The organism is Microterricola gilva, from assembly GCF_004217495.1.
GTDB lineage: Bacteria > Actinomycetota > Actinomycetes > Actinomycetales > Microbacteriaceae > Microterricola > Microterricola gilva.
The window spans coordinates 586,858-605,823 of the sequence record NZ_SHLC01000001.1 but is presented as its reverse complement, the minus strand read 5'-3'; the positions used below and the strand labels follow the sequence as shown (position 1 = coordinate 605,823).

General features: G+C 67.8%; 14 protein-coding genes. 5 read left to right on the top strand and 9 right to left on the bottom strand.

Going from position 1 to position 18,966, the window contains the following annotated elements; translation table 11 throughout:
• Positions 1-48: 48 nt before the first annotated feature.
• The 3 genes from EV379_RS02690 to EV379_RS02680 are packed head-to-tail and all read right to left on the bottom strand — an operon-like array spanning position 49 to position 2,888.
• Complete coding sequence (locus EV379_RS02690) at positions 49-1,848, bottom strand: sensor histidine kinase (RefSeq protein WP_130504785.1); 1,800 nt, start codon at positions 1,846-1,848, stop codon at positions 49-51.
• Positions 1,845-2,522 carry a LuxR C-terminal-related transcriptional regulator gene (locus tag EV379_RS02685; RefSeq protein ID WP_130504784.1) on the bottom strand — a complete coding sequence of 226 codons (678 nt, stop codon included), beginning with the start codon at positions 2,520-2,522 and terminating at the stop codon, positions 1,845-1,847. Before EV379_RS02685 ends, EV379_RS02690 begins: the two co-directional genes overlap by 4 nt.
• A 15-nt stretch (positions 2,523-2,537) precedes the next feature.
• Complete coding sequence (locus tag EV379_RS02680; protein WP_055834473.1) at positions 2,538-2,888, bottom strand: response regulator; 351 nt, start codon at positions 2,886-2,888, stop codon at positions 2,538-2,540.
• 124 nt (positions 2,889-3,012) lie between these two features.
• Here EV379_RS02680 and EV379_RS02675 point away from each other — a divergent pair, with 124 nt between their 5' ends.
• From EV379_RS02675 to EV379_RS02660, 4 genes are all read left to right on the top strand, one after another.
• Positions 3,013-4,296, top strand: coding sequence for a type III PLP-dependent enzyme domain-containing protein (locus tag EV379_RS02675; RefSeq protein ID WP_165397270.1), 1,284 nt, complete (start codon positions 3,013-3,015; stop codon positions 4,294-4,296).
• 506 nt (positions 4,297-4,802) lie between these two features.
• Positions 4,803-6,116, top strand: a complete 1,314-nt coding sequence (locus EV379_RS02670; RefSeq protein ID WP_130504782.1) for an ABC transporter substrate-binding protein — start codon at positions 4,803-4,805, stop codon at positions 6,114-6,116.
• A 202-nt stretch (positions 6,117-6,318) separates the two neighbouring features.
• Positions 6,319-7,197, top strand: a complete 879-nt coding sequence (locus tag EV379_RS02665) for a carbohydrate ABC transporter permease (protein ID WP_242616202.1) — start codon at positions 6,319-6,321, stop codon at positions 7,195-7,197.
• Positions 7,194-8,102 (top strand): carbohydrate ABC transporter permease, encoded by a 909-nt coding sequence (locus tag EV379_RS02660; RefSeq protein WP_130504780.1) that lies wholly within the window; start codon positions 7,194-7,196, stop codon positions 8,100-8,102. Before EV379_RS02665 ends, EV379_RS02660 begins: the two co-directional genes overlap by 4 nt.
• A 64-nt stretch (positions 8,103-8,166) precedes the next feature.
• On the opposite strand, the gene EV379_RS02655 is transcribed toward EV379_RS02660, so the two are convergent.
• Positions 8,167-9,930 (bottom strand): glycoside hydrolase family 35 protein, encoded by a 1,764-nt coding sequence (locus EV379_RS02655; protein WP_130504779.1) that lies wholly within the window; start codon positions 9,928-9,930, stop codon positions 8,167-8,169.
• A 136-nt stretch (positions 9,931-10,066) separates the two neighbouring features.
• On the opposite strand from EV379_RS02655, the gene EV379_RS02650 reads away from it, so the two are divergent.
• A complete protein-coding gene (locus EV379_RS02650; protein WP_130504778.1) occupies positions 10,067-11,092 on the top strand; it encodes a LacI family DNA-binding transcriptional regulator in 1,026 nt (341 codons plus the stop codon).
• Positions 11,093-11,131: 39 nt separating this feature from the next.
• Here the strand turns inward: EV379_RS02650 and EV379_RS02645 are convergent, their stop codons facing one another.
• The 5 genes from EV379_RS02645 to purN form a co-directional block, all read right to left on the bottom strand.
• Positions 11,132-12,949, bottom strand: coding sequence for an ABC transporter ATP-binding protein (locus EV379_RS02645; RefSeq protein ID WP_130504777.1), 1,818 nt, complete (start codon positions 12,947-12,949; stop codon positions 11,132-11,134).
• Positions 12,946-14,799, bottom strand: coding sequence for an ABC transporter ATP-binding protein (locus EV379_RS02640; RefSeq protein ID WP_130507251.1), 1,854 nt, complete (start codon positions 14,797-14,799; stop codon positions 12,946-12,948). The genes EV379_RS02645 and EV379_RS02640 overlap by 4 nt, the downstream gene beginning before the upstream one ends.
• A 586-nt stretch (positions 14,800-15,385) precedes the next feature.
• Positions 15,386-16,666 (bottom strand): dimethylargininase, encoded by a 1,281-nt coding sequence (gene ddaH, locus EV379_RS17480; protein WP_130504776.1) that lies wholly within the window; start codon positions 16,664-16,666, stop codon positions 15,386-15,388.
• Between the two features lie 91 nt (positions 16,667-16,757).
• The gene (gene purH, locus EV379_RS02630) at positions 16,758-18,362 is read right to left on the bottom strand and encodes a bifunctional phosphoribosylaminoimidazolecarboxamide formyltransferase/IMP cyclohydrolase (protein WP_130504775.1); all 1,605 of its coding nucleotides are present in this window, start codon (positions 18,360-18,362) and stop codon (positions 16,758-16,760) included.
• A complete protein-coding gene (purN, locus tag EV379_RS02625) occupies positions 18,359-18,949 on the bottom strand; it encodes a phosphoribosylglycinamide formyltransferase (RefSeq protein ID WP_130504774.1) in 591 nt (196 codons plus the stop codon). Before purN ends, purH begins: the two co-directional genes overlap by 4 nt.
• Positions 18,950-18,966 lie beyond the last annotated feature (17 nt).

The window sequence follows — 18,966 nt, the reverse complement described above, 5'->3', positions numbered from 1 at the left end:
GCGGTGGAAGGATCCGGCGCGCAACCGTCGTTGCTACCGCGCCGCGAGCTAGGCGATGACGCCGGCGTCGCGCGCGAGTGGGATCCACGCCGTCACCGAGGTGCCGTTCTCCGGCGCGCTCCGCAGCTCGACCCGCCCGCCGAGCGTCTCCACCCGGTCGATCAGGCCGAGCAGGCCGCTCCCGACGCCGAGCGACGCGCCACCCTTGCCGTCATCCGATACCTCGATGACGAGCTCGCCGTCGCTCTCGACGACGATCACGCGACCGGCCCGTGCCTCGGCGTACTTGGCGATGTTCGTGAGGCACTCCGCGATGAAGAAGTAGCTCGTCGCCTCGATGACGGACGGCAGGCGCGTGTCGATGCCGATGCGCGTGTCGATCGGCACCGGGGAATGCGCGACGAGTTCCGGAACGGCCGAGGCCAGCCCCCCGACGGTGAGCGAGGTGGGGTGGATGCCGCGGGCCAACTCGCGCAGCTGCTTGAGCGCGGCCGAGAGCTGTTGCAGCGCCGCATCGAGGTCGGCGGCGATCTCGTGCTGTTCGAGCTGTTCCGCCTTGCCTGACGCCATCCTGAGGCGCAGCGCCAGAGCGACGAGCGACTGCTGGGAGCCGTCGTGCAGATCACGCTCGATCTGCCGCCTGGCCGCGATGCCGGCATCCACGATGCGCAGCCTCGACTCGCGCACCTCGTGGAGCGTCGCCTCGAGCTCCTGCCGGAGCCGGCCGTTGTCCACGCTCAGTCGCAACGCCGTCGACACGGCGTCGAGGAGGTGCGCGTTCTCGCTCAGGGCGCTGTCGTGCCGGATGACGGCGAGCGGGCCATCCGGGGTGTTGATCGGCAGCAGCGACCCGCGCCGTCGATCGCCGCGGCGGCGCCCGGCCCCGCGCGCCGACGGAACGGCGACCTGCCCGTGCGAGTCGACGTAGCGTCTCAGCTCGTCGTCCCACCAGTAGACCCGCAGCGACGGGTCCCGGAGGGTGTCGGCCAGGATCGACTGCCACAGCGTCCGGTCGACGCCGTCCCTGGTGATCACCATCAGGTCCGAGACGCGTCCGCGCAGCCCGAGCAGATAGCTGAGGCCGGCGACGAAACTGATCGGAACGGCCGCGGTCGCCGCGAGCGAGATATAGCTGAGCACCTCGAGCACGGTGCCGCCGAATGAGTACATCAGGGTCTCGTACGCGATCGCCGCGGCCCAGAGCACGAGGGCGACGGGCATCACGAACGCGATGTGCCGTGCCGGAGTGCTGCCCCGGACCCACCGGGTGGCCACGAGCGCCACGATCAGCACGATGAGCGCGACCCCGAAGAGTCGGAAGGCCTGGTCGACGACCAGGTAGATCTCATCGCCAGGCACGATCGCATAGGGGTTGGGCGCGATCTCACGCTCCGCCGACGGCTGGTTGAACAGCAGGGCGCTGAGGAAGCGGATCGAGATCGCGGTGGTGGCCACGACGACGATCGCCACGTCGATCGGCCCGTGCAGACGCCCAGCCGGGTAGACCAGCACGATGGCGCCGACGAGCACCGCCCAGACCAGCCCGAGTCCTTCCATCAGCGGCCACAGCCAGCCGATCTGCTGGGTCGCGGCGATGAACGTCGGCGGAAGCCAGAGGAAGGCGACGGCGAGCATGATGCGTCCGGGAATGGGAGAGTCGGCGGTGCGCCAGGCCATCCACGCGCAGGCGATGTAGCAGAGGCCGACGGCCGTGTGCATGACCGTGTACGGCGCCGTCCACGCCGGCTGGAAGACACGCGCCTCCGAGCCGATCACCTCGAACATGACGACGACGGCGGTCGCGAGGGCGACGAGCGCGAGTCGCCCTCGGGGAACCGAGCGGCTCACGGCCCGAGCAGTCGCAGAACAGCCAGCACCCGCCTGTGCTCGCCAGGCGAATCGTCGATGCCGAGCTTGGCCATGATGCTGCCGATGTGCGTCTCAACCGTCTTCAGGCTGAGGAAGAGCGCCTGGGCGATGCCACCGTTCGACTTGCCCTGCGCCATCAGCGTGAGCACCTCCCGCTCGCGCGGGGTCAGGGCGGTGAGCGCGTTGGAGCTCGGCGTGCCGACGAGCAACGCGACGACCTCCGGGTCGACGACGGAGCCGCCGCTGGCCACCGTGTGCACGGCGTGGACGAACGATTCCGGGTCGGCGATGCGATCCTTGAGCAGGTAGCCTGTCCCGCCGCCCGCGCTCATGGCCCGAATGGCATATGACGGCGTCGCGTACATCGAGAGCATCAGCACCCCGACGTCGGATCCGGACGCCCGCAGCGCCTCGAGCACGAGCAGGCCCTCGTCGCTGTGCGTCGGCGGCATCCGGATGTCGAGGACGAGGGCGTCGAGCCGTTCATCCTCGATCAGCTCGTGCACGCCGTCTGCACTGTCGAGCGAGGCGACGACGTCGAAGCCGTGCGCCAGCAGAACCGTTTCGATGCCGCTGCGCAGCAGCAGAGAGTCGTCAGCGATCGCGACGCGCAGCGGAGCGCGATCGCCAGCAGAAACCGATTCGCCCGTCACCGCTCACGCCCTCGCTCACGCGACAAACCTCCGCAGCATCTCACCGGAGAGCTCGTCTTTTGGAATGAATCCGTCGGCACCGCTGGACTCGACCCGAGTGCCGTAATCGCTCTGATCGCGGCTCGAAATGAGCACGATCACAGCGCTACCCTGCTCACGCAGAAGCGGTACTACATCGAATCCCACCGCATCCGGCAGCATTACGTCAAGCAAAATCAGATCTGGAGTGAGATCGAGGGCGAGCTGGACTCCGAGCTCCGCTGACGCGGTGTCTCCGACAACGTCGAAAGCGGCGAGCTCAAGCAGGCGGCGGGCCTGCTCACGAAAGCCAGGGTGGTCATCAACTATCAGTACCCGTGCATTCATGTTTTGATTCTCACCGCCGACGCGTTCCCGCGGCTATCGGGGTGCGCCCTGAGCGTGCTGAGGGGGTGTGCGGATGCGGCGGGCACGCAGAGCGGAGAAGCTGGAATTCTGCAAGGAGGCCGCCATGAGCATCGATACCATTCCGTCACGCCCGCGATCCGCCGCCGACAGGACTCGACGTGATGGGCTCCAGAGGCACGAGCGCCGCAGCACCGGCCGCGCCGCGCTGCACGAGTACGCGAGCACCATCGGACTGGCCGCGCTCGTGCGCCGAGCAGGCACGCCGTTGTTCGTGCTCGATCCGGCCAGGGTCGCCGGCGAGTTCGAGCGCTTCGCGGCACTCCTGCCGTTCGTGCGGCTGCGCTACGCGCTCGCAGCGCTGCCACATCCGGCCGTGATCCGCACCGTCGCCTCCTGTGGCGGTGGATTCGACGCCGTGAGCACCGGTGAACTCGCCATGCTCGCACACGAGCAGATTCCGGCATCCGATGCCGTGTTCTCACACCCGATCAAGCGTGCAGACGACATCGTCGCAGCGGCAGCGGCCGGCGTACGCCTCTTCGTCGCCGACAACCCGGCCGAGGTGCGCAAGTTCACGGGCGTGAACCCCGAGCTGCGACTGCTCCTGCGGCTGCGCCGCGCTGCGGATGCCGCTGGACACCCGCTCGACGGCGCACACTTCGGCATCGACACCGAGCACGCCCTCAACCTGGCACGATTCGCCGCGAGCATCGGAGTCCGGGTCGCCGGCTTCTCGGTTCACGTCGCCGCCTCCGAGCCCGACGCGCCCGCCGCGCTCTCCTCGATGTTGCACGAGGCGCTGCGCCTGATCGATGAGGGCAACGCCCGGTGGGGGCTCGGCCTCGACACCATCGATCTGGGTGGTGGGATGCCGGCTGAGCACGAGGGCGGCGAGGGGGTCGACGCCATCGCCGAGGTGGTGCGGAACGTGCTCGCGCCGCGTGTTCCCCAACTGCGCGTGCTCGCCGTGCTCGGGCGCTGCATCGCGGCGCCGGCGATGCTCCTGGCCACGAGTGTTGTCGGCCAGGCGACCAGGGACGGTGAGATCTGGCACTATCTGGACGACGGGATGCACGGCAGCTTTGCCGGTCTTCGTGGCTCAGGGGAGGTGCCGAGCATGTTCAGCCTCGGCGAGATCGAGCGCGCGGGCGCCGACGAACGCGAGCCGCTGTACCCGTGCACACTGGCCGGCGCCAGCACCGATGGAATCGACGTCATCGCCCGCGGAATCCCGTTGCCTCCGCTCGGTCTGAATGACGTTCTGCTCTGCCCGGACATGGGAGCGTACTCCCTGGTGATGGCATCGAACTTCGAGGCGGTGCACCGCACCCGTGTGCACGTGCTGCGCCCGTCACGCGCACAGAGCAAGCGCACGGTCAGCGTCTGACGGCACGACGTCGGCGCATTCAGGGGTTGCCCCGATACCCCGAACCCGAGCAATCGTCATGATTGACCTCAGTGCCGCGGCCCGCGAACTCCGAGCACCCGACAAGTGAGTCGGCGGGCCGCTTATCTAATTCACGTCTGTGCGGGCGCATGGCTTCTGCGCCCGCACAGCGTGCACCCGCCCCGCGTGAACACGCCGCCGGGCCGCAATCTCCATGCACCGATCGCGCCCCACGCTTCCGAGACCACATTCTGCCCTCGGCCGACGCGCGAGAAGGCAATCACGGCGATGGCAGCATCGAGCCCCTCGTGTTTGCGCTGGTCAATTCGGACGCACGCTCCTCATGTGAAGCCCAGAAAACATGGCAAGTAATAGGAATATTGCTATTGTGAGCGCTAACATTTTGGTGTTCAATAAACACAGCCGACTCGCCCATACGATTCCATCGACCGACCGGCTCCACCCCCGCACCAGGGGCGGTGACCAATCTCAACGAGGAGTAACCCATGACATCACAGACGCGCCTGACTCGTGCGGCCGCGGTAATCGCGGTTGGAGCCATGTCAGCATTCGGCCTTGCCGCGTGCAGCGCCGCCGAACCGTCCGCGCCCGCCGGCGACGGCCCCGCGGTCACAATCAGCTATCTGCACCGGCTGCCGGACGGCGAGGGCATGACTCCCGTCGCCGACATCGTCGCTCGGTGGAACGCGGAGAACCCCACCATTCAGGTGGAGGCGACCAAGTTCGATGGCGCAGCCTCTGACATGATTCTCAAGCTCGAGACCGACATCAATGCGGGAACAGGCCCCTGCCTCGCCCAGCTCGGCTACGCAGAGGTCCCGCAGATGTTCGTCAAGGGACTCCTCCAGGACGTCGCCTCCGAGGCCGACAAGTATGCCGACGACTTCTCCGCTGGCGCATTCGGCATGATGCGGGTCGGCGACGCGGTCGTCGGCCTCCCGCAGGACACGGGCCCCCTCGTGTACTTCTACAACGCCACCGAGTTTGAGAACCTCGGCCTCGCCGTGCCGGCGACGCTTGAGGACCTGAGCAGCGAGTCCGCCACGGCGGCCGCGGCCGGGAAGTACATCACAGCGTTCACCCCGGATGAGGCAATGTACTGGCTCTCCGCCCAGGCTGCCGCCGCCGGTGATGTCTGGTTCACCACGGAGAACGACGAGTGGGCCGTCGACGCCGAGGGCGCCGGCTCCCAGAAGGTTGCCGCGTTCTGGCAGGGCCTCGTCGACAACAAGCAGACGATCGTCACGGAGCGGTGGGGCGATGGCTTCCCGAAGGCGCTCGCCGACGGCAGCCTGATCGGGCATGTCGGCGCTGCGTGGGAGGCCGGCTTCCTGCTCGACTCGCTCGACGGCACATCGAGCGAGGGTCAGTGGCGCGTCGCGCAACTTCCCGATTTCGGCGCCGGTGCGATGACCGGTCCCGATGGTGGTTCCGGAGTCGCCGTCATGGAGGGCTGCGAGCACCCAGCCGAGGCGATGGCGTTCAACGACTGGTTCAACACCCAGATCGATGACCTCGCCTCGCAGGGCCTGGTCGTCGCCGCCAACGGGACACCGCAGAGCAGCGAGAAGATGCAGCGCCAGTTCGGCGGCCAGGACGTGCTTGCAGCGCTCGCCGAGGCTTCCGCTAACCTGAACCCCGACTTCGCATACGCCCCAGGCTTCGCCTCGCTCACCAAGATGAATGAGACCGCAGCGGGCGTCGGCGCGGGTACGAGCACGGTCGCCGATGTCTTCACCACGGCACAGACCACCGCGGTGGCAACGCTGAAGGATCTCGGGCTGCCGGTCGCCGAGTAGCGATCCGCGTCGAAAATCGAACACCGCGCCGGCGGGGAAGTGGCATCCGCCCCTTCTCCGCCGGCGCCTTCACTCGGACGGCAGAACCATGACAATGACAACGCAAGCAGGGGCCGTGTCGGCCACCACTGAGGGCAGAGCGGGCCCAGCCACTGTTCCTCCTCCTCCTCGACGGCGAGGCGGGCGCACAAGGCGTGAGGCCGTGACCGGATGGGTGTTCATGCTCCCATTCGCGGTCCTCTTCATTCTTGTCTTCCTGATCCCGATCATCGTCTCGGTCCGGTCCTCCCTGTTCGCTCAACAGCCGGCTGGCGAAGGGCTCTACGGCGGCGGTGAGCTCGTCGACACCTTCGTCGGCTTCGACAACTTCGCCCTGGCCATCGGCAGCAGCTCCTTCTGGAGAGGCATGGGGCGCGTCGTGCTCTACGCGGCCGTGCAGATCCCCACGATGATCATTGCCGCACTCGTGTTGGCGCTGCTCCTTGACTCCTTCATCGTGCGTCGGCCTGCCTTCTTTCGCCTCGCCTCCTTTCTGCCATTCGCGATCCCCGGCATCATCGCGGCGATGATCTGGCTCTACCTCTACACCCCCGAGGTCTCGCCGTTCATGCAGTACCTGCCCGACGGCGTCGATCTCATGGCGCCCGGCACGGTTCTGCTCTCGATGGGGAACATGACGACGTGGACATACACGGGCTACAACATGCTCATCTTCCTCGCCGCGCTCCAGGCCGTGCCCGGTGAGCTGTACGAGGCGGCACGCCTCGACGGGGCAAATGGATGGCAGATCGCGACGAAGGTCAAGATTCCACTCGTGCGCGGTGCGGCTCTTCTTGCCGTGCTGTTGTCGATCATCGGCACGATCCAACTCTTCAACGAACCGGTCATCATGGAAAGCGCCAACCCGTGGATGGGCAAGGACTTCACACCGATGATGCTCACCTACAACTCGCTCCTCGGCGCCATTTCTCCGTCGGGCTCCGGCATCGCCTCCGCCTATTCGCTGCTGATGGCGTTCATCGCGGGCATCCTCGCGATCGGATACGCGCTGCTGCAGCGCCGGAAGGGAGATGCGGCATGAGCGCCACGACAACTGACAGGTCGGCCGCGCGCCGGGCGAGGGCGAGCGCGTCGGGTGCGCCCTCAACGGCGGTGGCCCCGAAGCCCATGGCTCGTGCCCTCGGCATCACCGCGCTCATCGTCGCGACCGTGTACTTCCTGGCCCCGGTGTTCTGGGTGTTCGTTGCCTCGACCAAGAACAACCGCGACCTCACCTCGACATTCGGCTTCTGGTTCGGCGAATGGAACCTCGGCACGAACTACGAGAGCCTCATGGCGTGGACGCAGGGAATGTTCTGGCACTGGGTGGGGAACTCCGTCTTCTACTCGCTGACCGCGGGCGTCATCGGGACCCTGTTCGCCGTCATGGCGGGGTACGCCATCGCGAAGTTCGCCTTCCCCGGCAAGAAGATCGCCGTCGGTGTGATCATGGCTGGGCTGCTCATGCCGGTTGCGCTGCTCACCGTTCCGCTCTACCTCGAGTTCCACACCCTCGGCCTGGTCGACACCGCATGGGCGATCATCATCCCGTCGGCTGTGTCTCCATTCGGCGTATTCCTTGGAATGGTCTACGCCCAGAACTCCGTGCCGACGGAGTTGCTTGAAGCGGCTCGCATCGACGGCGCCGGAGAGTCGCGGATCTTCTTCACCATCGTCCTCCGACTGCTGGGCCCGGCGATGGTGACGATCTTCCTGTTCATTTTCGTCGCAACCTGGAACAACTTCCTCCTGCCGCTGCTGATGGTCTCGTCGCAGGACCTGAAGCCCGTCACCCTGGGGCTGTTCGGCATGATGAGCTATTTCGCCCCGAACAAGGGCGCCGTCATGCTGGGCGCACTGCTCGGTGTCATCCCGCTCATCGCACTGTTCTTCAGCCTGCAGCGCTACTGGAGGTCCGGGCTGGCCGCCGGGGCCGTCAAGGGCTGAGCACCGGCCGCGAACGACAAAGGCCCGCGACGAGCTCTGCTCGTCGCGGGCCTTTGTCGTTCACTCAGCTTCCGATGAATTCCTCGGTCTCGCCGAACTCAGGTACCTGGCGCACCTCGATGGCGTCGCCGAGACGATCGACGTCGAGCACGCGCAATTCGTTGCGCCCCGCTCGCCACAGTGGCGCCGGCGCGTACAGGGTCACCTGGGGCCCCACCGCCCAGTACCGACCGAGGAGGAATCCGTTCAGCCAGACCATCCCCTTCGCGCCACCCGGGAACGCGAGCCAGGCATCGGCGGGTTCGGCCACCTCGATGATCGCGGATGCCACGCCGTCCGTGCCAGCAACACCGCTCGGCTGCCAGCCGTCCAGCGGAAGCACGCGGTGTGTCCAGCCGTGCACGTAACGGTTGCCGAGCCGCACGCCCTGCAGGATTCCCTTGCGCTCTCCGATCAACGGACCGTAGTTGATGCGGCCGAGGCTCTCCACGACGATCGTGATGACCGCGACACCACCCCCGGGAATCGACACGCTCAGCTGCCCGTCGCGCGCCAGCGTCGCAATGCGCTCGCCGTCCACGAACACTCCGGCACGATCGTGCAAACCATCGATGGTCAGCACCGCCCCTTCGTGGATGAATGTCGTCGATTCATACACGACAATGCCATCGGATACGCCGAGGTCCTCGAAACTCAGCGGCATCGCGTGCACGTGCGCGGCCGGAATGGATCGCACGGCGTCGACGAGGGCGACCTCCGCTGTGAGCGGGACGGTCTGCTCCGGCTGGAAGCGGGGCGCGGCGGGCACAGCGGGCAGCGCGCGTTGGTGGAACGGCGCGAATGCGGCGCGGAGCGCATGGAACTTGGGGCCGAGCGTGCCGTCCTCTCCGATGGGTGCGTCCGAGTCATAGCTCGTCACCGTCGGCTGGAGCACGCCGTCCCAGTTCGCCCCGTTCCAGAGCCCGAAGTTGGTGCCACCATGGGCCATGTACATGCTCAGCGAACCACCGGCGGTCAGCAACTCGTCGACGGTGCCCATCATGCTCTCCCGGCTGCGCACGTGATGGCGCTCGCCCCAGTGATCGAACCATCCACCCCAGAGCTCGCTGCAGACGAGCGCCGTGCCCGGAGCGGCCAACCGTTGGGCGGTGGCGACTCCGGTGCCGAAGGTGAAGGTAGGCAGCGCCCCTGCGACGGACCCGTGGTGGTGCATGTCGGCCATGATCCCGTCGGCCGTCGTGAGGAGCTCGACGATGCCGTGTGCGCGGATCGCATCTCTCTGGTGTTCGAGGTAGGCGCGATCCGAGCCGAACGAGCCGTACTCGTTCTCAACCTGGACGGCAACGATCGGCCCGCCGTGAACGGCTTGCAATGGGGCCATGCGCGGAAGCAACTCGTCGTACCACGCGTCGACTGCGGCCAGGAACGCCGGGTCACTCGTTCGCACGGCCCGCACCCGCCCGGTCAGCCAGGCAGGCAGACCACCGTTCGACCACTCGGCGCAGATGTACGGACTCGGGCGCAGCAGCACCTCGAGCCCCACATCGCCGGCGAGTCGGATGAAACGCTCCAGATCACGCCAGCCATCGAAACGCCGCACCCCTTCCACTTCCTCGTGAAAGTTCCACGCGACGTAGGTGTCGACGGTGTTCGCTCCCATCGCCGCGAGCCTGCGCAGGCGGTCCTCCCACTGCTCGGGGTGAACACGGAAGTAGTGGATCGATCCGGAGAGCATTCGGTAGGGCTTGCCGTCTCGGAGCAGCGAACCGTCCCGCCATGTTAGCGCAGCCAATGGCGGGGCTTCCTTCAGAACAGAGGTATCAGTCATATTCCATCATTTCGTTCAAAACACAGAGTAGTACGGACCTTGGGAGCAAATGTTAGCGCTCACAATATCCTGCCACAGGATGCCCTCCAGCAGCCATTCTTTCCCGCTGGAAGTGAGCGTTCACTATCATTGACAGATGCCACGCACAATTCAGGAGAACCGCCAGCCGAGCCAGCTCGACGTCGCTCGGGCGGCCGGGGTGTCGGCGCAGACCGTCTCGAGAGTCATGTCCGGCCAACCGAATGTGCGACCTGCGACGGTCCGCCGCGTGCTTGCCGCGGTCGACGAGCTCGGATACCGGGTGCACGCGGCGGCCGTTTCGCTCGCCTCCGGCCGCACCCGCGTCCTCGGCGTCATCGCGGTGTCCACCGCGCGCTACTCATCGGGAGCGCTCAGCGTGGGGATCGAGACGATCGCGGCAGCGGAGGGCTACACGGTGACGACGGCACTGGTCGCCGATCACGCCAGCCCCGACGCGTTCCTTGACGCCTTCGACCGGCTCGAGCGACAAGGCGCAGAGGGCGTCATCCTGCTCGCTCCCGTCACCTTCCTGGACAACGCGATCGGCGCACGCGCCGAACGTACTCCGACGGTGTTGATGCACCGGCTGACGGGGGGCATCGGCACCGACACTGTCGTCGACCAGGCAGCGATCGCGAGAATGGCGACCGAGCACCTTCTGAGCCTTGGCCACCGCACCGTGTGGCACGTGTCCGGTGACGACTACTGGGTCGAGTCCCGCGTGCGACGCCAGGCCTGGGAGCAAGTGCTCACCGAGCACGGGATCACCCCGCCACCGGTCATCCCAGCTGACTGGACCCCCGAATCCGGCTACCGTGCCGGCCGCACCATCGCCGCGATCCCCGGCGCCACCGCAGTGTTCGTCTCGAGCGATGAGATGGCTTTCGGCGTCATCCGCGCCTTGCATGAATCCGGGCGCGCGGTGCCCGAGGACGTCTCGATCGTCAGCGTCGACGACATTGCTCTCGCCGCATATGCGGCACCCGCGCTGACAACCGTGCGGCAGCCGTTCGAGGCCGTGGGGAAGGCGGCGGCGACCGCGGTCATCGACATGGTCGAGCACCGCGAGCCGCGCCCCTTCGAGGCGATCCACCCCGAACTCATCGTGCGCGCGTCGACGGCACCGCCACGCAGCGCGTAGGCTGCCGGATGCCGCAGCGAGCGGCATCCGGCAGGCGCGCTAGACCAGCGAGTCGCGCCAGGCGGCGTGCAACTGCGCGAAGCGGCCGGTGCCGGCGATGAGCTGCTCCGGCGAACCGTCCTCGACGATGCGGCCATGCTCCATCACCAGCACGCGGTCGGCGATCGACACCGTCGAGAGCCGGTGGGCGATGATCACGGCTGTGCGATCGGCGAGCAGCGTCTGCAGCGCCTCCTGCACCAGGCGCTCGCTCGGGATGTCGAGCGAGCTCGTGGCCTCGTCAAGGATCAGGACGGCCGGGTTCGCCAGGAAGGCGCGGGCGAAGGAGATCAGCTGGCGCTGACCGGCGCTCACCCTGCCGCCGCGCTTGTTCACGTCGCTGTCGTAGCCGTTCGGCAGTGACTCGATGAAGTCGTGGGCACCCACGGCACGCGCTGCCGCCTTGATCTCGTCGAGCGTGGCGTCCGGCTTGCCGATGGCGATGTTGTCCGCGACCGTTCCGGAGAACAGGTACGCCTCCTGGGTGACCATCACGATGGCGCGGCGCAGATCCTTCGGGTGCAGGTCGCGCAGATCGACGCCGTCGAGGCTCACCCGGCCGGCGCTCGGATCGTAGAACCGCGAGATGAGCTTGGCCAGCGTCGTCTTGCCCGCACCTGTCGACCCGACGAGGGCGATGGTCTGCCCCGCCGGAATCTCCAGATCGAATTCGGGCAGGATGTCGCGATCCTTCGTGTACGCGAAGCGCACACCGTCGAAGCGCACCGTGCCCTCCGCGTTCCACAGGTCGACCGGCTTCACGGGGTCGGGAACGCTCGGCTGCTCCTCCAGCACGCCCGAGATCTTCTCGAGCGCGCTCGACGCCGACTGGTAGCCGTTGTAGAACATGGCCATGTCCTCCATCGGGTCGAAGAAGCGCTTGGTGTACAGCACAGCCGCGAGCAGCACGCCGACCTCGAGGCTGCCGTCGACGACGCGGAATCCGCCCCAGAGCAGGGTGACGGCGACCGCCGTGTTGCCGATCAACGCCAGGCCAGGGTTGAACACGGCGAAGAGGCCGAGCACCTTGGCGTTCACGGTGCGGTAGTCCTCGACGAGCGCGCCGAACTCCTCCTCGTTCCGCTTCTCCTTGCGGAAGGCCTTGACCGCACGGATGCCGGTCATCGTCTCGACGAACTGCACGATGAGCTTCGCCGATGCCACGCGGGAGCGGCGGAACTGGGTCTGTGAGCGCAGCTGGAACCACCGGGTCAGGATCCCGAGCGGGATCAGCGACGCGAGCAGCACGAGGCCGGACGGGGCGTCCAGGATCAGCAGCATCACGGCGGTGAACACCATGTACATGAGGCCGCGCACGAGAAGCGTGAGTCCCTCGTCGAGGAGCTCGCGAATCGCATCGAGGTCACTGGTCTGGCGCGAGATGATGCGTCCGGAGGTGTACGACTCGTGGAACTCCAGGCTCAGTCGCTGCGTGTGCAGGAACACCCGCGTGCGCAGGTCGATCAGCACCGCCTGGCTGATCTGGGCCGACAGCCGGATGTAGCTGGCGATCAGCACACCGCCGATGAGGCCGGTGAACAGGTAGGCGAGGCCGGCGAAGGCGACGGGGAACCAGTTCTGGTCGATCAGGGCTGGAATGCCCTGGTCGATGCCGTATGCAATGAGCGCCGGACCGGCGACCTGGGCGGCCGAGGACACGACGATCGCGGCCGCGGTGACCCACAGCTTGGCGTGCAGCGGCTTCAGCAGCGAGCCGAGCAGCGCCCGCGACCTGGCGCGGATCTGCTTGGACTCCGCCTTGCTGTACTCGTTGCGTTCTTCGCCCTGGACTCCGCTGACTGACGTCTGGTCGCTCATCGTGTCGCCTCCTCTCGTGTCGAGCGTTCGGTACGGGTTTCTGCTGCCTCTTCAGCGGCGATCGTCAGTTCTCGCTCGATCGCATCCGGGACGGGATCGGGCGCGACGTCCTCGACGACGGCGGCCCTGCGCGCGTCCTCCTCGAGGCTCGTGATCACGAAACGGTAGTGCTCGCTCGTGCGCAGCAGCTCCGAGTGGGTTCCGACCGCGGTGATGCGACCGTCCTCCAGCAGAGCCACGCGGTCGGCGAGCATCACCGTCGACGGGCGGTGCGCGACGATGAGTGCCGTCGTCGAGGCGAGAATCTCGCGCAGGGCGGCCTCGACCTTGGCCTCCGTCGTGACGTCGAGCGCCGAGAGCGGGTCGTCGAGCACGAGGACGGCCGGCTTGGCCGCGACGGCCCTGGCCAGCGCCAGGCGCTGGCGCTGGCCGCCGGAGAGGCTCATGCCCTCCTCGCCGACGCGAGTGTCCAGGCCATCCGGCAGGTCATAGGCGAAGGCGGCCTGGGCGATCGCGAGTGCCTGTTCGAGCACCCGATCGGCCTCGGCCACCACAGCCGGGTCATCGCCGGCGAGCTCCGGGCGGCCGAGCAGCACGTTGTCGCGCACCGAGGCGCTGAACAGCGTGGCATCCTCGAACGCCATCGCGATGTGGGTGCGCAGCTCCTCGCGCTTGAACGCCCGCACGTCGACCCCGTCGAGCGTGACCGAGCCGCCGGTGACGTCGTAGAGGCGGGTCGTGAGCGCCGTCATGGTGGTCTTGCCGCAGCCGGTAAGGCCGACCAGCGCCATCGTCTCCCCCGGCGTGAGCACGAGGTCGACGCCGTCGAGCAGGTCGCCGAAGCGCTCAGGCGAATCCTGGTAGCGGAAGTGCACATCGGTGAAAGCGAGTTCGCCGCGTGCGCGCTGCAGGTGCTGCGGCTCGTCAGGGTCGACGATCGTGTTCTCGCTGTCGAGGATGTCGAAGTAGCGGTCGGTCGCGGTGCGGGCATCGAGGGCGAACGCGAGCATGAATCCGATCGACTCGATCGGCCACGCCAGCACGGTCGCCGTCGCGAAGAACGCGACCAGCTCGCCGACGCTGAGCTGGCCCTGCGCGGCCAGCCAGATGCCGACGACCAGGCAGATCGAGAGCGCGATCGCGGGCACGACCATGATCCACACCCAGATGCTCGCGTCGAGCTTCGCCTTGGCGATCTCTGTGCTGCGCAGCGACTCGGCCTGGCTGCGGAAGTTCGACAGGGCATGCTTGCCGCGCCCGAACGCCTTGAGCACGCGGATGCCGTGCACCGACTCCTCCACGGCGGTGGCGAGGTCGCCGGCCTGGTCCTGGCTGAGCCGGGACTTCTCCGAGTAGCGCCCCTCGAAGCGGTATCCGGCCCACCACAGCGGAAGCGAGCAGACCAGGAAGATGAGTCCGAGCATCCAGTTCATCGACATCAGGATGCCGACGCCGACGACGATCACGACGAGGTTGACGATCGTCAGCACGAGGCCGAAGGAGAGCCAGCGGCGGATCAGGCCGAGGTCGCTGACGGCGCGCGAGAGCAGCTGGCCGCTCGGCCACTTGTCGTGGAAGTTCACGGGCAGGTCTTGGAGCTTGGCGTACAGGGCGTTGCGCATGCGCGCCTCGACCCGCGTTCCCGGGCCGACGACGAGCCAGCGGCGCAGGCCGTAGAGCAGGGCCTCGATGGCGCCGAGCACGAAGACGAGCAGGGTGAGCGGCACGACGGCCGCGGCATCCCGGTTCGCCAGTGGGCCGTCGACGATCTGCTGCAGGACCTGCGGAATGGTCAGCGCGATGAGCTGCGCGACGAGGGCGGCGAGCATGCTGCCGACGAAGGCGGGCATGGCGGGACCGACGTAGGCGCGCAGGCGCCAGAGAGTGCGCAGGGTTCCGAGCCGGGGTGCGGCGAGGTCGCCCTGCGGCGTGGGCGGGTGCTGGTGTTCAGCGGTTGAAGGCAAGGTTGTTCCCCAGAGTGTGAGTGGCAGAAAGGCCGCGATCTCGCGGTCAGACGCGGCTCGCTCGTGCAGACGATCGCGAAGATCGAGAGGAGACGAGGCGGTCTCGTTGTGTTGGATGGGCAGAACGCCAGGTGCGAACTGCGGCAGCGCGTGTGCGGCGCGGCTTAGCGCGCCGGAAGGGAGACGCGGGCGAGGAGCGGGGACGCGGCACGGGCAGCGCTACCCACATAACGGTTCTGGACCGTGGTGTGTGCTGTCTGTGTCATTGCATCCTCCTGGCGCGTCGTTGTCATCTGGTGCTGCGTGTCATCCGGTGCCGCGAACGAGTGGAACGGAGCCGTTCGGCGCACAGCCCTACAGACTATGGCGCGACGATCACCGAGCGCAAGCATCAGTTTCGTGCATTTTCTGGGGCCACCCCCGAGGAGTGCGTGGCGATGACCAGGCGCACACCGTTGGGCGCCTGGCTCAACTACCGGACGCGGACGCTGAGGCAGGTGACGCAGCCCTCGAGCTTCTCGAACTCCGAGATATCGACGGTGACGACCCGGTAGCCGAGGTCGGCGATCAGTGCGGCGCTCCGTGGCGCGGACGCCGACATCAGCACGGTGTCCGCGCTGAGCACGATGAGGGCGGCACCGGCCTCCTCTGGCATCGGCAGGAATCGGTCGAAGATCTCGGGGTTGTCGACGAAGGGGGCCCAGCCGATCACGGTGCCGTCCGGCAGCGCCGTGACGGCGGTCTTCAGGTGCAGCGCCTTCGTCATCGGCACCGCGACGACGGTGTAGCCATGCGGGGCTAGCAGCACGCGGAGCTGGCGGATGCCCTCGGCGTTGGTGCGCAGCGAGCGACCAACGTACACCGTCTTGCCCACCTTGAGCACGTCGCCACCGTCGAGGGTGCCCGGCGCGGTGATGCGCTCGATCACGAGGCCGCCGAGCTCGCGCACGGCCTGCTCGGTGCCGTCGATCTCGCCGCGGCGCGACTCCGCGCCGGGGCTGGTGATCACGGCCAGCTCGCCGAACATCACAACGGTGTCCTCGATGAAGACCGAGTCGGCCATCTCGGGCGCCGCCGGCACCTCGATCGTCTCCCAGCCCTCGGCGTCCAGTGCGGCGCAGTAGTTGTCCCACTGCTGGTCGGCCAGCTCGATGTTGACCGGGATACGGTCGATGTGGGTGAGCTCGCCGTCCGCGAGGTTCGACGCCGGGATGCGCACGAGAGCGACGTGGCGTTCCCCGACGCGGCGCCCGATCGTGCGGAAGCCGATGACGGCGTCATAGACGCGGGGCCCGAGCAGGGCGGATGCGACGGCGATGGAGAGAACGAAGAGCAGGTTGAAGCTGAACAGGCTGCTGAACAGGTAGATGACGACGTCCGAGGCGAAGACGTTGCCCGCTGTGCCCGAGATCAACACGGCCGAGCCGAGCAGGGCGCCGAGCACACCGGCGCCGAGGCCGCCGGCCAGAGCCGGAAGCCACGCGCGCGTCGCTCCGAGCAGGTTGAAGACGCTGAGCAGCACGAAGGCGATGAGCGCTGGCAGGGCGAAGAAGCCGCCGAACTGGGCGATCGCCTGGGCCTGCTGGCCGCTGCTGATGAAGTAGCCGAGCACGGTGACGAGGTAGGCGCCGAACACGACGCTGAGGGCCGAGAGCACCGATGCCGCAGTGCTGCGGGGACGGTCTGCGCCCGGGCGGCGGTTGGGCGATGGGTGCTGAGCGGGGACGGGGGCCCCGGCATCCGAAGAAGTCATAGCAGCGAGACTATCGCTAGCTCGCCCAACAGAAAGAATGACCGGATGCCGCGTGCTGCGGCATCCGGTCACTCTGCACCGAGCTGATCTCCTAGTGGAAGAAGTGGCGCTCGCCCGTGAAGTACATGGTGACGCCTGCGGCCGTCGCCGCGGCGATGACCTCGTCGTCGCGCACAGAACCGCCCGGCTGCACGACGGCCGTGACCCCGGCGTCGAGCAGCACCTGCAGGCCGTCGGCGAAGGGGAAGAAGGCGTCGGATGCCGCGACCGAACCGCTCGCGCGCTCACCGGCGCGGCTCACGGCGAGGTGGCACGAGTCGACGCGGTTGACCTGGCCCATGCCGACACCGACGGAGGCGCCGCCTGACGCGAGCAGGATGCCGTTCGACTTCACCGCGCGGCAGGCGCGCCAGGCGAACTCGAGGTCCGCGCGGGTCTCGGCGGATGCCTCCTCGCCGGCGGCGAGGGTCCAGCCGGCCGAGCTGAAGTCGGCGAAGGAGTCGGCCTGCTGCATCAGCAGACCGCCGGAGACCTGGCGGATCTCGGTCGCGATCGGGCGGTAGTCGGCCGGGAGCTGGAGCAGACGGATGTTCTTCTTGGCGGTGAGGATCTCGACGGCCTCCGGCTCGAAACCGGGGGCGACGAGCACCTCGGTGAAGATGCCGCTCACGGTGCGGGCCATCTCGGCGGTGACGGTGCGGTTGGCGGCGATGACGCCGCCGAATGCCGACACGGGGTCGCAGGCGTGGGCGCGCTCGTGCGCCGATGCGATGGGGTCGGCGGCATCCGCGGCCCCGACGGCGATGCCGCACGGGTTCGCGTGCTTAATGATGGCGACGGCCGGCTCGGCGAAGTCGTAGGCTGCACGCACGGCGGCGTCGGCGTCGACGAAGTTGTTGTACGACATCTCCTTGCCGTGCAGCTGCTCGGCCTGGGCGATGCCGCCGCCCTCGCGGTTGCGGTAGAGGGCGGCCTTCTGGTGCGAGTTCTCGCCGTAGCGCAGGCTCTGCTGGCGGGTCCAGGTCGCGCCGATCCAGCCGGGGAAGCCGGTACCCTCGTCGTCGGGGGCGACGACGTTGCCGATCCACGACGCGACGTTCACGTCGTAGGTGGCGGTGTGGCGGAACGCCTCGGCGGCCAGCGCCTGGCGCTGGGCGAGCGTCGTCCCACCGGCCTGCAGCGCGGCGATGATCTGCGGGTAGTTCGTCGGCGAGACGACGATCGCGACGTTGGCGTGGTTCTTGGCCGACGCGCGCACCATGGCGGGCCCGCCGATGTCGATCTGCTCGACGACGTCGCTGGCCGGGGCACCGGAGGCGACCGTCTCGGCGAAGGGGTAGAGGTTGACGACGACGAGCTCGAACGGGGCGATGCCGAGTTCGAGCAGCTGCGCCTCGTGCGACTCGAGGCGCAGGTCGGCAAGCAGGCCGGCGTGTACGGAGGGGTGCAGCGTCTTGACGCGGCCGTCGAGGGCCTCGGCGAAGCCGGTCACGTTGGCGACATCCGTCACCGCGAAGCCCGCATCACGGATGGTCGACGCGGTCGAGCCGGTCGAGACGATCTCGACACCGGATGCCGCAAGCGCCGCTGCCAGATCGAGCAGATCGGTCTTGTCGCTCACCGAGAGCAGTGCGCGGCGCACGGTGACGACGTCGCGCGGGCGGAAGAGGGATGGGTCGTGGCTGGGGCCGCTCATTGCGTGAACTCCTTGAGGTTGACGTGGCCGTCGGCTAAGTCGCGCACTGCCTGGATCAACAGGCGACGCTCGACGGGTTTGATGCGCTCGTGCAGATCGTGCTCGGTGTCACCGGGCAGCACTCTCACGCGCTCCTGCGCCACGATGGGCCCGCCGTCGACGCTGTTGTCGACGATGATGAGGCTCGCGCCGCTCTGATCGACACCGGCGTCGATCGCGTCGCGAACCCCGTGGGCCCCCGGGAATTCTGGGAGATAGGCAGGGTGGGTGTTCAGCAGGTTGGGGGTGAGCGCCGCGACGAAGCGCGGCGGCACCAGGCGCATGAGTCCGCTGAGCACGACGAGGTCCGGCTCCCACAGCTGCACCTGGGCGAGCAGTTCATCGCCCCAGGACGCACGGTCATCGAAGGCGGTGAACGGCACCGTGAAGGTCGGGATGCCGAACTCTTCGCCGAGGGCGAGGCCGTCGGCGTCGCGGTCGGCACCGATGGCGACGACGCGGGCGCCGTAGTCCTCAGACTGTGTGGCTTCGAGCAGTGCCCGGAGGTTCGATCCGGTTCCGGAGATCAAGACGACGAGCTTCAGCACGAGTCGAGCCTACCGCC

Coding starts and splice junctions, on each gene's coding strand:
- EV379_RS02675 (WP_165397270.1), top strand. CDS start 3,013: ATGAGCATCGATACCATTCCGTCACGCCCGCGATCCGCCGCCGACAGG.
- EV379_RS02655 (WP_130504779.1), bottom strand. CDS start 9,930: ATGACTGATACCTCTGTTCTGAAGGAAGCCCCGCCATTGGCTGCGCTA.
- EV379_RS02680 (WP_055834473.1), bottom strand. CDS start 2,888: ATGAATGCACGGGTACTGATAGTTGATGACCACCCTGGCTTTCGTGAG.
- EV379_RS02650 (WP_130504778.1), top strand. CDS start 10,067: ATGCCACGCACAATTCAGGAGAACCGCCAGCCGAGCCAGCTCGACGTC.
- EV379_RS02670 (WP_130504782.1), top strand. CDS start 4,803: ATGACATCACAGACGCGCCTGACTCGTGCGGCCGCGGTAATCGCGGTT.
- EV379_RS02640 (WP_130507251.1), bottom strand. CDS start 14,799: ATGCCCGCCTTCGTCGGCAGCATGCTCGCCGCCCTCGTCGCGCAGCTC.
- EV379_RS02645 (WP_130504777.1), bottom strand. CDS start 12,949: ATGAGCGACCAGACGTCAGTCAGCGGAGTCCAGGGCGAAGAACGCAAC.
- purH (WP_130504775.1), bottom strand. CDS start 18,362: ATGAGCGGCCCCAGCCACGACCCATCCCTCTTCCGCCCGCGCGACGTC.
- EV379_RS02660 (WP_130504780.1), top strand. CDS start 7,194: ATGAGCGCCACGACAACTGACAGGTCGGCCGCGCGCCGGGCGAGGGCG.
- ddaH (WP_130504776.1), bottom strand. CDS start 16,666: ATGACTTCTTCGGATGCCGGGGCCCCCGTCCCCGCTCAGCACCCATCG.